We start from the raw sequence: 12,883 nt of genomic DNA, 5'->3' as shown, positions 1-12,883 counted from the left end.
TTGTTTTAATGTTTACTACTTCTCACCTAAGATTAACCATACTTCACCAAGCCCTCTGTCGTATATTTTAGAATCAATATAGAAAGGGGCTTTCCTAAGGAAAGAACTTAAATCGGCAATAAATCCTCTTGCATCAATAGCTCTTTCTTTACCGAAGGAAGTTTTATAAAGAGGAATTCTCACTTGTTCGTAGTGAATCATATTTTCAGTATTGGATATTCTTGAAAATCTGCTGTTCACGCAATTATCATCCATCCAAACATCAATAATATCAACCAGCATTCCGGTTTCTCCCATATACTCGTATTCAGTGTCGAAGTCAAAATCGGCATTATCCCAAACATTTAGTATCACAACAATTTCGCGACCGTTGGTAAACATGTCGTTAAAATGTTTTTGCAGCGCTGCGTTAAAATCGTCAATATAATTTATAACAGCTTCTTCGAGAAGAATTCCGACAGTTGCGGAAGTAGAAGGTTTGCCGTCGCCGGAAGCCGAAGCAATTACTTTATTTGAATAAGCATCAACACCTCTGAGGTTGAAAGTGATATATTTTTGAGGCCCCCTTGTTTTTACAGAAAAGTCAAGATCAAGGATGATGTCTGCTTTTGCCGTGCGTTTGATGACGTCAATCGGAGATTCTTTTATAACACTTCCCGAAGAGGATGTCAGTAAATCTCTCTCAATATTTGTTTGTTTAATTGATTTTAAAGTTTGTTCAAGGTCTTTTAATGGGAAACCTCTTTCTGCCATGATTTTCGAAAGTTCGGAAATTACCAATCGAAGTTCTTCACTTTCGGCTTGGCTGAAAGCTTTTGTGTAATCTGATATTACATGCCTGTTTCCTGCTTCATCCGTATAATATTGTGTAAAGCCGTTTCTATCGCAATAACTGTCACTCGGAATAACCATTAAAGTAGGTTTCTTTGCCTGTGAAAATGCTGCAATACTGATAAATATCAATGAAGATATAATAAAAATTCTTTTCATAATTTTCGATTTATATTAAAATTGTATCAAAACCCGCTATCTAATTTCTTAACAATACCTTGTTCTTCCATGTATTTTCTGAGACTGTTATAAAGTACCTGAACATCAATAGCAACTTTGTAACCTTTTTTTACTTTTACCCTAAATTGTCCTGATGGCGGTTCGTCGGTAGTTCTGTTTACGAAACGAAGATACATTCCTCCCGTGCCGTCCTTTTGCGGTAATTTAAAGAATTCTTTGAAAAATTCTTCGTATTTGATTTCGTCTCCGATTTGACAAATAGGCGGAGTTTCATTTGTAAATCCGCTTCCGGGTAATCCTCTGAACAGGCATACTGCTACGGCGTTACGCTTAGCTTCTGTAATGGCATCATCAACTTTTGAAGCTGTATTCCAGATTCTAAAAACTTTTGTTCCGTCTTGACCTACTCCGAGCACTTGTACTTCGTAATTTGCTGAAGGATTGAAATCACCTTTTTTGGCTTTTTGAGCCGTGGCAGGAAGAAACATTGTAATAACAATGCTTAGTAAAAATATTCTTTTCATACGTAAATATTTTTGTTTGTTTATTTTTGATTAAATTGTACGTATGTAACCATATGGATTATTTTCTTTTGCGAGACAAACATATTTGCCATGATGGTTTCATGTTTATTAAATTTTTATTTCGATGATATAAACATCAAAAAACAAAAATAATCTTATTTTAATTATTTTGCAATATTTTGTAAATTTAGAAACAAATTCTTATTCCGCCGTAAGTGTGCAAACCGTTTAAACTTCTGTATTTATAATGTTTCAATGAATTATCTACAGTAAATTCTTTGATTGTGCCGGAAAGTTCATCATAGTAATCACCGATACTCACTATTTGATTCCATTCGCAGGCGGCAAAAAATTGAACAGGATAATAAATATTAACATGCATTCTTAATCCGCCCTGTACAAACCAAGCTCCGTATTTACTTCCTTCACTACTTTGAATATCAGGAGAATCCGGAACAGAATAATGATCAAGTCCGAAACCTACAAAAGGTAAAATTTCAAAATTTCTGATGCTTAAGCCAATATAATAACTTAATGCAACATTAAAAGCGCTTGCTTCAATGTTGCATGCTATCATGGTATAACTGCTCATTAATTTTGATTTCATGAAAATTTCATATCCGATATCTATATGCGCGCCGCCGATGTTTCCCGCAATGCTGTCGTTAGATTTACCTCTTAATAGTGTACTTGCGTATCCGGCCGAAAGGCTGAAACCAAGATCTCTCTTTTCCATTAAAGATTGCCCCAGTTCCAATTTATTTCCTGCAATTTGCCTGAATTCGCTTTCAGGATTTTGCCCTGTAGCAACATATCTGTTATCTACAATATTATGAGTTGCTCTCAATACTCCTTGTCTTGATTTTGCAATATTTCCGTCACCTTTCATCACATTTTCGTAAACATAAAAACGAAGTCCGGGCTTTAATCCTTCTTTCAAACCTATTTTGGATCTTATCGGATTAAGATTCGTAATTGCTGATATAACAGCAAAATCATCAAAATTTTTCTGAATTTCGTGTGAAATATTATTATTCGCTTCCGCAAGCCAAGTTTTGAAATCGTTTGATTTATCCTTAACTGTTGAAGCTGTGGTCGTAGCTCTTAAATCGCATTTGACCGGAATATATATATTGTTATAAGCCTTTATCTTCTCGGCAATTTGGTCTTGAGGAGTATCATCATCAATCCATGAGTCGAAAATCATTGCCTGAATTTCATCGTTCCACTGTATTTCAAAAACGTACGCTGAAATTTGTCCTTTGTAATAATCTTCTTTATAAATATTATTATACTCGGTACGAATATTAACGAAGTCATAGACAATAATATAACTTTTGCTAATGAGCTCATGGCCGTAATCTTCCATTTCAAAAAGTCCTCTGACTTTTACTCCGCTGAGTCTTACATCGGTATCTTTTGCTGTGTATAATCCGCGTTCGTGAATTCTGCTCAGATCCATCTTGCCGTTGGCATCACGATTGAAAATGTAAGAAACCACTTCAAGTCCGATATTCCTTTCATTTAAGAAATTTGTAATTGCTGCTGTTCTGTTCGGATTTATGCGCGTGTCGTCTTTAATAATATTTCTGCTTTCATTTGAATTGATATATTTTAAAGAGATTTCGTTAACATCAAATTTTTCCGAAACCGACCGATTTTCAAACATTTTCTGAATGTCTGAATTATATGAATCGGAATAGCGGATAAAAATTTCACTGATGGAGTTTCGATTGTAATCGTTAATTATTGCACTGTTAAGATCTTGGCATATTGTGTTCGTGTAAACTAATCCAAGAATAACAAGTAAGAAAGTTGCGCGTAATTGTTTTATCATAAATAAAATTTAATAAATACTTGGTTTGATGTTTTGATTTTCAAAGAACTTCGCAAAGTTAACATATTTTTTGACAATATAAAGTGATGACGAAAAAATGTTTTTATTTGTCGGATAGAAAATCAACAACATCCTTTTCTTTCATTGAGATATAATCGGCAACCTTTATAATATCTCCGTTGTCAGAGAAAAGAATAAGAGGCATTTTCCCATTGGTAACGTTTAGAAACGTATCTACACGGAATGCCGTATATTCTACAGATGGAATGTTTTGTTCTTTAAAAAAATTATTAATTGTACCGTCGGTAGTACCTGTCCAAAATATAGCTTTTACGTTTTCTTCGGGAAGATTATTGTTTCTTAAAATAAGATGTAATTTTATTGCTGATTTTCTACAATATTGGCATTGTGTAGAATACATGCAAATAATTTGTTTCCCGTTAGTAAATTCTTTTTCAGTACCGTAATTTTGAAGAGCTTCTTTATATAGTTCGGTGTTAACCTTTATTTTGGTTTTATGTACTAAAGTGTATAGGTAATTAGGCGCATTAATAACAAATACGACAACTAACGAGGCTATACTAATTGTAATAAAAGCCCATGTTTCCCATTTTCTTCTTTTAAAGAAATGTGGGGTAATGAATATCAGAGCAATTATTAAAAATATATTTTTTATAATTGATTGATTTCGTGTAAAGATTATTGCCTCACCGAAACAGTGGCAGTTTGAAATATCAACATCGAAGAGATAGGGGAGTAAAAAAAGATAAATTGTGAATGCCGTCAGAAATATCAATGAAGTATAGTATGCAAACCGGAAATATATTCCGAGAATTAGCATAATACCTAAAGTAAATTCAGCGGCAATTAACAGTCGTGTAAGAGTTTCTGTAATTGATATTGAAAAGAGATTATGTTCGTAAACATACAAATCAAACACATCAATGGAAATATATTTTAATACTGCGGATGCAATGAACGTGAGTCCGACAATAATTCGTAAGACAATTGATAATGTTTTATTTTGATAAATTCTTATCATAGATATAAAAAAGAGCAATGTTATTTAGGCATTGCTCTTTTGATTTAATTTAGTTTGCAATTATTTGCATTCAACACCGGTGTCAATTACAGTTCCGTTAATCTCAAGAGAACCGATATCTGAACATTTTCCTCCTTCTGGACGATCTGTTTCATATTCATAAGATAACGAACCTATTTTGTAAGTACATTGACATGTTTTATTACAAGATGTTAAAGTAAACGCGAAAGCAACAACTGCTAAACCAATTAATAATTTTTTCATAATTTTCAAATTTTTTGCCTACTCTTTGATAGGATTTTCGGCATGCTCCTGTTGTTTAACTAATTTTTTGCAAAAGTAATTATTATTTTAAGATGTGCATGCAAAATTTTATCAAGTTTCGCTATTTTTGCAAAAAAATTGACAGAATTATGCTGAAGATTCATTCTTTTATATTTAATCATATTGAAGTAAATACGTATGTTTTATATGATGAAACAAAGCAGGCATTGGTAATTGATCCGGCTTTTTATTATCCTGAAGAAACAACTGTATTTGATAAATTTATTTCCGACAATGATTTACAATTGGTAGAAGCGGTTTTTACTCATCCTCATGCAGATCATCTTGCCGGAGGCGCTCATATCACAGAGAAATACAATGTTGTTCCTAGAATTAACTCTAATAGCGCCATGCTGATAAAAATGATAGAACAGCAAGCCGATTTAATCGGATTTACTAATTTTAAAATGCCGGAATTAAAATTCGATCTTGAAGAAGGAGAAATCGTAAAATTCGGCAACTCTTATCTGCAAGTAATGTATATGCCCGGTCATGCAGATGGTAGCGTGTGCTTATATAATTCCAAAGAAAATATCCTTTTTACAGGCGACGTCATTTTTAGAAGCAGTATCGGCAGAACCGACTTTCCGACAGGTGATTACGAATTACTTACGAATAATATCAAGAGCAGAATTTTTACTTTGCCTGAAGAAACAACCATTTATCCCGGGCATAATGCGCCTACAACCGTGAAATTTGAAAAACGCTTTAATCCCTTTTTTAATTAAAAACATAAAGGATTAAAGGTTTAATAAGAGAGAATATTATGAGAACTGAATTTGATTAAGGTTTTAATGACAAAAAAAGTTGTTAATTATCTCAATATATTCTTCGGGTTTATCTAAATGAATAACATGTTGAGAATCTATTCTCATATATTTGCAATTCGGAATTAATTCAACTATTTTATCAGCTTCTTCCTGTGAAAGTGCACCATTTAAAGTCCCATCCTCCATTATTTTAAAATTTGCATGTAATAAAATCGCCGGACATTCTATATTTCGTAACGCTTCCTGATGGTCAAAACCTTCATTCCATGTGCCGTTATGAAATGCCGCACCAAAATTTGGATTATAATAATTCATACCGCGCATCATCAAACGAACAATTTTAGGAAGATACCAAATCTCAATCGCCTCTCCCGGATGATTTTTTTGATATGATTTTACTGATGAAACAAGCATAGGCGCAACATTAAATCCAATCTGCCTTTTGAAAAAATCCTTACAGCTGTCAATCCAATAAATAAGAAAATTGCTGCTGTCTCCTTCTTCAATAAACTTACTGCATATTGCAAATGATTTATCGGCAATTGTTTCGAGTACTCTCGGATATTCGCTGGATAATAATGCGGGATCTTCTAAAACAACTGATTTTACCAATTCCGGCTCGGTTGAAGCTAACCATGCTGCAAGTATTCCTCCGGATGAATTTCCCGATAAATATATAGGTTCTTTAATAACAATTTTAATAAAATCGGTTAAATCTTTACCGATTTTATTGACGTTTTTTATGGATTCGATGTCTGATACCGTCTTTCCATGTCCGTGATAGTCAATTGCAAAAACGTGAAATGATTTTGATAAAGTCGGAAGTACTCTACTGTAACTATACCAGTCCATATGCTGCGCATGAAGCAAAAGAAGAGCAGGGCCGTTATCAGGGCCTTCTACATAATTGAAATTAACATTTCCGATTTGTGCTCTTTTTTCAAAAAAACCGACTTTAGCTAATTTTTTGTGATAAGGATCTTTATAGGGTTTGAATACGAAAGCAGTAAGTAAACCGATAAGGCTGTATATTAAAATTTTAAATATTTTCATGTCCTGTTTTTATTTAAATTTTTTAATCTTGATAATTTTGGAATAGGAATTTAAAATTCAAAAATTTAAAAATTTCATCAATTTCACAGATTAAGTTAGAAATTTTACAAATGATGCACTTTATAATTTATTGATAGAATTTCTCGTGTAAAATAACATCCTAAATTAAAATTTTACCTTTTGTTTTTTTTCTTTTTTGATAACAAATCCTCGCGTCCGATACTTTCAATCCATTCGTTAAAAGATAATTTTATGCATTCAGGATGTTCATTAGAGTAACGGTTGAATAAATTCTCGACAGTAAATATTGTAAAGCTATCTATTTTTTCGTCTAAAACTTTTAACTTTCTAATATATAAAGAACAATTATTGTGGGATATTTCTTCTTCTTTAATAATTTCTGTTGTTTCGGCAATATCTTCAATCACAACTTCTTTATCTTCTTTAAATTCGATTTTTTCATCTTCTTCAACTTCAACAATATAATTAGAATCATCTTCTTCAATAGTATTTGTATTTACGGTTGAAATTGTAACATAATTCGTATCCGGAACTTCCTTGTGTTCGATAATATGTTCGGGGGAATCTTTAAAACTCTCTCCATGTGCCATCAAATTATTTTGAATAGCTTTTGCTTGATCATTATAATTTTTCGAGATGGAATAATTTCCGTTTTGTTCAAACATTTCGGCAAGTTTTAAATACGAGTCGCGTAAAGTTGACAAGCAATCCGTTTTTAACTTATGAAAACTATCAGTATATGAATTTTGCGAAATCTCGGAAATATACTCGTAATTATCAATCAGAATCAATGAAATGTTAATGTTATTATTTTCGTACGCAGTTGTAGCATCATTCAATAACCTTAAATACATATAATTCAGAAAAGCATTTTGTGCCGATTCGGAAATAGTTTTAAGAAAACCATCTAAGTCCGGTTTTGTACGTTTGAAACTGCTCATATATGCAATTTCTCCCGAATATAAATGCTTGCTGGAATTTGACATATATAACCATTTATCGTAATAATTACAAAAATTATTCGCTAAGTCAGTGGCATAACGATCGCCGAGAGCTAATCTCCCTGTGTTTTCATTGGTATAGGATAAAGCAACCGAATTTCTTCTTGCTTCAATAATACGTATCTTGTTGTAAAGCGTTTGTGTATCTATAATATTTGAAATCTTGCTGATTGAATCGGCATTTTTCTTTATATAATCTAATTGAGAATCAATGAAAGTTAGAAAAATTCCGGCATCACTGCCGATGTATTTTTCTTCGGAGGAAAATCTGTTCAATATACTTATCAGAGAATCTGAAACAATCGTTAATGCGGTACAAGTACGAATCGTATTGATTTTACTGTTGAAATTATTTAATATTTCATTGCTGAAAATAAATGTACATTCTGCAATACCCGGAGTTGTAGGCCTTTCGAAAGAATAATTCATTTTTGTTTTCTCAATCGAGATTATTCTATTCAAACTTCCGCATTTGATGTTTATTTTTTCAGGTAAAAGAAAATCGGAAATATCATATTCCGAATAAAAAACATCGCCTTTAGGCAATTCAAATGAAAAACGAAGAGAATCGGAAATTTCTATTTCATAGAAAATACTGAATTTTATGTTTGAAATATTCTCGCAGGCATCAATGGAAATTGTATTCAACATGTTTGCAACACAATTATCGTTTCTATATTTTGAAATCTCAAAATCTTCTTTGAAATATTGAGTTGTAGATATAAGTTGCGCGCTACATATTGTAAGAAAAAATATTTGCAGTATTATTGATAATGATAATCTTTTCATTCTCATTGTAGAAATTAAAAGTTTTTAAAAGAAGTGCAAAAATAGATATTAAATTTATACTTTTGCAAAAAAATTAAATGCTATGCTTTCGAAAAGAATTTTAAATCTTGAAGAATCGGCTACTTTAGCAATGACAGCTAAAAGTGCCGCCTTAAAACAAGAAGGAAAAAGTGTTATTAACCTTAGTATCGGTGAGCCCGATTTCGACACACCGGAATTTATTAAACAAGAAGCAATTAAAGCTATAAACGACAACTTTACGCACTATACGCCCGTTCCGGGTATTTTGGAATTGCGTAAGGCAATATGTAAGAAGTTGCTTCGCGATAACGGAGTTGAATATCAACCTTCACAAATTGTTGTAAGTACAGGCGCTAAGCAGGCAATAGCAAATGTTTTGCTGTCACTCGTTGATCCGGGTGACGAAGTTGTGATTGCCAGTCCATATTGGGTTTCATATTCGGAGTTGGTAAAATTAGCGGAAGGAAAAGCAGTGCTTATAAATGCCGGCATTGAGCACGACTTTAAGATTACCGCGCAACAGCTTGAAAAAGCTATAACTCCCAAGACAAAACTGATTATGCTTAATTCGCCGTGTAATCCTACCGGGTCGGTTTATACTAAAGACGAACTCGAAGCGTTGGCTAAAGTTGTTGAAAAAAATGAGCATGTATATGTTCTTTCGGATGAAATATACGAGCATATAATATTTAAAGGTAAACACGAGTGTTTTGCTCAATTCCAAAATATTAAAGAGAGAGTTATTGTTATTAATGGAGTTTCCAAAGGTTTTGCAATGACAGGTTGGAGATTGGGTTTCTCCGCATCATCTTTGCCGATTGCCAAAGCATGCGATAAGCTTCAAGGGCAAATAACATCAAACACAAATTCTATTGCGCAAAAAGCATCGGTTGTAGCTTTTGAAAGAGATCCGGCGGATATTCCGGAGTTAAAAATAATGGTAGAAAAATTTCATGAACGCAGGGATTTGCTGTTGGATTTATTGAAAGGTGTTCCCGGAGTTAAAACAAATATTCCTAATGGCGCTTTCTACATTTTCGCCGATTTCACTTATTACTTCGGAAAATCCGATGGTGAAAAAGTGATTAAAAATGACGAAGATCTTTGTATGTATATCTTGGAAAAAACGTATGTGGCATTAGTGCCGGGAAGTGCTTTCGGCGATGGAAACTGTATAAGGTTTTCTTATGCAACATCTAACGAGAATCTGATTGAAGCAATCTCAAGGATTAAAACTTTATTAGCTAAGTTGAAATAAGGAATGAACTCTGACTTTATTAATAAAGTTCTTCCCGATTTCGGCAATGTACGTATTTTAATTGTGGGAGATATTATGCTTGATGTGTACTACTTTGGTACCGCAAACAGAATGTCTCCTGAATTTCCGGTACCTGTTGTTAATCTGGAATCAAAAGAATATAATCTTGGCGGTGGCGCTAATGTTGCGGCAAATATTAAATCATTGGGTGCCGAAGTACATGTATGCTCGGTTATTGGAAATGATGTCCCCGCAAAAAAAATTCGTTCTTTATTTGAAAATGCCGGACTTGATTTTTCGGAAATAATTTTAAGTGATGATAGAAAAACTACTGTTAAGAATAGAATTATCAGTAATAATAAACAATTGCTTAGAATTGATGACGAGGATGATTTCTATCTTTCCGAAAAGGAAGCGGAATTGTTTTCATCTGTTGTAGAACGAAAAATTAAAGAACTGTTGCCGCAGGTGATAATTTTGCAGGATTATAATAAAGGTGTGTTGAGTAGAGAAATTATTGGAAAAATAATTGAAATAGCTGTAGAAAAGAAAATTAAAATTTGTGTCGATCCTAAGAAAAAGAATTTCGATGTCTATGATAATGCCTATATCTTTAAGCCGAATTTAAAAGAATTTTGTGAATACTATTCGATTTCAAAAGCAAGTAATGCCGAATTATTACTTTTGATGCAAAAGTTCCAACAGGAACATAATATTTCACTTTTTCTTTTAACTATGGCTGATAAAGGTATTATGATTTCGGAAAAAGACGGAACGAATTTTTATTTTCCTGCCCACATAAGGCAAATAGCTGATGTTTCGGGTGCGGGAGATACTGTTATCAGTGTGGCTTCATTGCTTTCCGCAGTTGACGCGGATATTGAAAATATAGCTTATATTTCCAATGTTGCCGGCGGCTTGGCTTGCGAGAAATCCGGAATTTCTACAATTACTGTGGATGAGCTGAATAAAGAACTTTTAAAATGTAAATCGGAAAAGCAATAAATTGCAAATTTGCTCGTTTATATCCTTGTATGGCAATAAAAAAGTTTCCAAATACTAAGAATAATATATACAGATTATTGTTTTTTGCGTTAGCAATTATTTCAATAATGCCTGCTTATTGCCAGAAACAGCGTACACTCCCTCCGAATCTAATTGACTATGATGATGCAAAGTATCATTTTGGTTTTACACTTTCGGCTAATTTCATGGGATTCAGAATCAATACTACAGATGGATATACCGACCATGTCTATAATGCTGCTGCTGTTGATAGCGTATTTAATTTCGGCAATGGTACTGAAATGAAAATCAGGAATATTAAAACAGTTCATAATCCCGGTTTTTCCGTAGGAATTGTTAGTAATCTGAGGTTGGGAAGATATTTTGATTTGCGATTGGTTCCGGGACTGACACTGGCTTTTAGACAAATCGTTTTTGAATTTGATGAAAAAAAGAAAAATTCGAATGAGTTTACTCCCTTCGAACCGATGGATGTACATAAATCAAGTATGCAGATAGAGTCTGTATTTATTGATTTACCGATAATGTTAAAATATAAAGGACAGCGTATTAATAATATGCGTCCATATATAATAGGTGGAATTGAATATAAGTTTGATTTATTAGCTGTGAAATCTTTGCAAACTAAAAATGTTCGTAAGGATGACTTTGTTCCCTTAAAGCCTCATGACCTTTATGGTACGATTGGTGCAGGTTTCGATTTCTATATGTTTTGGTTTAAATTGGGCATTGAAATAAGAATGTCCTATGGCTTTTTCGATATAGTTAACCGGGATATGAAAGATACCTTCTGTACGAGAAGTATAGAAACTCTTAAATCAAAACAATTTAATATTACTTTTACTTTCGAATAAAAATTTTCAATATGTCTGAAGATCTATACAAAGAATTAGTGGATATTTATTCGCTTGAGAGCGAAGTATATTCTAAAACTAAAGAATCCTTTAATATTTTACATGAAGCTGCCGTTGACTTCGATAAAAGTTTCAAACAATTTCATACTGAAGAAAAAGTTCCGGTAGCTGTTTTTAAACACGGTACAAATGAATTCGAACTTACTGTCGGTGGCGATATGATTGTCTTTATTCTACATACTAATGTCTTTGAATTTTCACGTAATCACGAAATTATGAAAACACCTTATATGAAGGAAAACAAAAATCGTGCACAGTGCGGACAAATTCTAATCTATAATTTTATTGCCGATTCTATAAAACTTAAGAGAAGTTTGGATTCCGGATATATGATAGGTAGGATTATGATTAATAACGAAGGACATTATTTTGTTGAAGGTAAGCGGGAAATAGGAATGCTCCTGAACAGATTTGCCACAAGTAAATTCGATGCTGATGCCGCAAAAACTATTTTAAAATCGGCAATAGAATATGTAATGCATTTCGCTCCATTAGTTCCTGATTATGAATTGTTACAAGAGATTACAGTTGACCAATTCATCCAAATCAGAGATTTTATGCAAATCAAAACTTCCAAAAGAATGGGATTTACTTTTAATCCTGATAAGGAATAGTTGAAAGTTAGATGAAAAATATAAGTTGATTAAATGAGGTTTTAAAATATTTTCATTTAAATGATTTGATATTTATATCTAAAGTTTTGAAAATGTAGTAATTCGAATTCATGAAATTCTTGTTTCGCTAAAAATATAGTCGAAACTTTTAGAACTTATAATACGAATATCAGAATATAAAATATTTCTCATAATCAATGTTATAAAAAATATTCAAAAAAAATATTCAAAAAAGTATTCTGTATTCAAAAATTGTTATATCTTTGCACTCGCATTTGATAATAAAAATTGTTCTTTGACTTATCAAATTGATTGGTCCATTCGTCTAGGGGTTAGGACGTCAGGTTTTCATCCTGGAAACAGCGGTTCGATTCCGCTATGGACTACAACAAATTTTTTATTTATATATGGCAAATCATAAGTCAGCTCTTAAAAGAATAAGACAAAACGAAAAACGCAGATTGCATAGAAGATACTATGCTAAAACAATGCGTAATGCGGTGAAAAAATTCAGATTACTTACAGACAAAGCAGAAGCAGTAGAAAAACTTCCGCAAATGTGTTCAATGTTGGATAAAATGGCATCGAAAAAAATTATTCATAAAAATAAAGCCGCAAACTTAAAATCTAAGTTGACCCACAAAGTGAATACTTTATAAAATACTAATTGTGAAAAAA

At 32.6% G+C, this 12,883-nt stretch carries 13 protein-coding genes and 1 tRNA gene; 7 read left to right on the top strand and 7 right to left on the bottom strand.

Annotated features, from left to right (window positions below; all coding sequences use genetic code 11):
- Positions 1–15 precede the first annotated feature (15 nt).
- The 5 genes from LBP67_06900 to LBP67_06880 all read right to left on the bottom strand — a co-directional run bounded on the left by LBP67_06900 (position 16) and on the right by LBP67_06880 (position 4,678).
- Positions 16–990, bottom strand: a complete 975-nt coding sequence (locus tag LBP67_06900) for a DUF6175 family protein (GenBank protein ID MDR2084705.1) — start codon at positions 988–990, stop codon at positions 16–18.
- Positions 991–1,016: 26 nt separating this feature from the next.
- Complete coding sequence (locus tag LBP67_06895) at positions 1,017–1,535, bottom strand: hypothetical protein (protein MDR2084704.1); 519 nt, start codon at positions 1,533–1,535, stop codon at positions 1,017–1,019.
- A gap of 187 nt (positions 1,536–1,722) precedes the next feature.
- Complete coding sequence (locus LBP67_06890; protein MDR2084703.1) at positions 1,723–3,372, bottom strand: hypothetical protein; 1,650 nt, start codon at positions 3,370–3,372, stop codon at positions 1,723–1,725.
- Positions 3,373–3,475: 103 nt separating this feature from the next.
- Positions 3,476–4,414, bottom strand: a complete 939-nt coding sequence (locus tag LBP67_06885; GenBank protein ID MDR2084702.1) for a DoxX family protein — start codon at positions 4,412–4,414, stop codon at positions 3,476–3,478.
- A gap of 60 nt (positions 4,415–4,474) precedes the next feature.
- Entirely contained in the window at positions 4,475–4,678 is a 204-nt protein-coding gene (locus LBP67_06880) for a hypothetical protein (GenBank protein ID MDR2084701.1), read from the bottom strand.
- Between the two features lie 149 nt (positions 4,679–4,827).
- Between LBP67_06880 and LBP67_06875 the strand changes: the two genes are divergently transcribed.
- The gene (locus tag LBP67_06875; protein ID MDR2084700.1) at positions 4,828–5,466 is read left to right on the top strand and encodes an MBL fold metallo-hydrolase; all 639 of its coding nucleotides are present in this window, start codon (positions 4,828–4,830) and stop codon (positions 5,464–5,466) included.
- A gap of 63 nt (positions 5,467–5,529) precedes the next feature.
- Here the strand turns inward: LBP67_06875 and LBP67_06870 are convergent, their stop codons facing one another.
- Positions 5,530–6,561: an alpha/beta hydrolase gene (locus tag LBP67_06870; GenBank protein MDR2084699.1), complete on the bottom strand. Its 1,032-nt coding sequence runs from the start codon at positions 6,559–6,561 to the stop codon at positions 5,530–5,532.
- A gap of 173 nt (positions 6,562–6,734) precedes the next feature.
- Positions 6,735–8,372: a hypothetical protein gene (locus tag LBP67_06865; protein MDR2084698.1), complete on the bottom strand. Its 1,638-nt coding sequence runs from the start codon at positions 8,370–8,372 to the stop codon at positions 6,735–6,737.
- An 82-nt stretch (positions 8,373–8,454) separates the two neighbouring features.
- Between LBP67_06865 and LBP67_06860 the strand changes: the two genes are divergently transcribed.
- From LBP67_06860 to rpsT, 6 genes are all read left to right on the top strand, one after another.
- Positions 8,455–9,651, top strand: a complete 1,197-nt coding sequence (locus LBP67_06860; GenBank protein MDR2084697.1) for a pyridoxal phosphate-dependent aminotransferase — start codon at positions 8,455–8,457, stop codon at positions 9,649–9,651.
- A gap of 3 nt (positions 9,652–9,654) precedes the next feature.
- Positions 9,655–10,656, top strand: a complete 1,002-nt coding sequence (locus tag LBP67_06855; GenBank protein MDR2084696.1) for a PfkB family carbohydrate kinase — start codon at positions 9,655–9,657, stop codon at positions 10,654–10,656.
- Positions 10,657–10,685: 29 nt separating this feature from the next.
- Positions 10,686–11,531, top strand: coding sequence for a PorT family protein (locus LBP67_06850; GenBank protein ID MDR2084695.1), 846 nt, complete (start codon positions 10,686–10,688; stop codon positions 11,529–11,531).
- A gap of 11 nt (positions 11,532–11,542) precedes the next feature.
- The gene (locus LBP67_06845; protein MDR2084694.1) at positions 11,543–12,205 is read left to right on the top strand and encodes a hypothetical protein; all 663 of its coding nucleotides are present in this window, start codon (positions 11,543–11,545) and stop codon (positions 12,203–12,205) included.
- A gap of 314 nt (positions 12,206–12,519) precedes the next feature.
- Positions 12,520–12,591, top strand: a tRNA-Glu gene (locus tag LBP67_06840).
- A gap of 21 nt (positions 12,592–12,612) precedes the next feature.
- Positions 12,613–12,864: a 30S ribosomal protein S20 gene (gene rpsT / locus LBP67_06835; GenBank protein ID MDR2084693.1), complete on the top strand. Its 252-nt coding sequence runs from the start codon at positions 12,613–12,615 to the stop codon at positions 12,862–12,864.
- Positions 12,865–12,883: the final 19 nt, after the last annotated feature.

The sequence above is a fragment of the Bacteroidales bacterium genome (assembly GCA_031276035.1).
Lineage (GTDB): Bacteria > Bacteroidota > Bacteroidia > Bacteroidales > BM520 > RGIG7150.
The sequence above is the reverse complement of the archived record's forward strand: the minus strand, read 5'-3'. Positions and strand labels throughout refer to the sequence as shown.

Bases quoted from the DNA above. Each gene is read 5' to 3' on its own strand.
- LBP67_06900 (MDR2084705.1), bottom strand. From the start codon at position 990: ATGAAAAGAATTTTTATTATATCTTCATTGATATTTATCAGTATTGCA.
- LBP67_06895 (MDR2084704.1), bottom strand. From the start codon at position 1,535: ATGAAAAGAATATTTTTACTAAGCATTGTTATTACAATGTTTCTTCCT.
- LBP67_06890 (MDR2084703.1), bottom strand. From the start codon at position 3,372: ATGATAAAACAATTACGCGCAACTTTCTTACTTGTTATTCTTGGATTA.
- LBP67_06885 (MDR2084702.1), bottom strand. From the start codon at position 4,414: ATGATAAGAATTTATCAAAATAAAACATTATCAATTGTCTTACGAATT.
- LBP67_06880 (MDR2084701.1), bottom strand. From the start codon at position 4,678: ATGAAAAAATTATTAATTGGTTTAGCAGTTGTTGCTTTCGCGTTTACT.
- LBP67_06875 (MDR2084700.1), top strand. From the start codon at position 4,828: ATGCTGAAGATTCATTCTTTTATATTTAATCATATTGAAGTAAATACG.
- LBP67_06870 (MDR2084699.1), bottom strand. From the start codon at position 6,561: ATGAAAATATTTAAAATTTTAATATACAGCCTTATCGGTTTACTTACT.
- LBP67_06865 (MDR2084698.1), bottom strand. From the start codon at position 8,372: ATGAAAAGATTATCATTATCAATAATACTGCAAATATTTTTTCTTACA.
- LBP67_06860 (MDR2084697.1), top strand. From the start codon at position 8,455: ATGCTTTCGAAAAGAATTTTAAATCTTGAAGAATCGGCTACTTTAGCA.
- LBP67_06855 (MDR2084696.1), top strand. From the start codon at position 9,655: ATGAACTCTGACTTTATTAATAAAGTTCTTCCCGATTTCGGCAATGTA.
- LBP67_06850 (MDR2084695.1), top strand. From the start codon at position 10,686: ATGGCAATAAAAAAGTTTCCAAATACTAAGAATAATATATACAGATTA.
- LBP67_06845 (MDR2084694.1), top strand. From the start codon at position 11,543: ATGTCTGAAGATCTATACAAAGAATTAGTGGATATTTATTCGCTTGAG.
- rpsT (MDR2084693.1), top strand. From the start codon at position 12,613: ATGGCAAATCATAAGTCAGCTCTTAAAAGAATAAGACAAAACGAAAAA.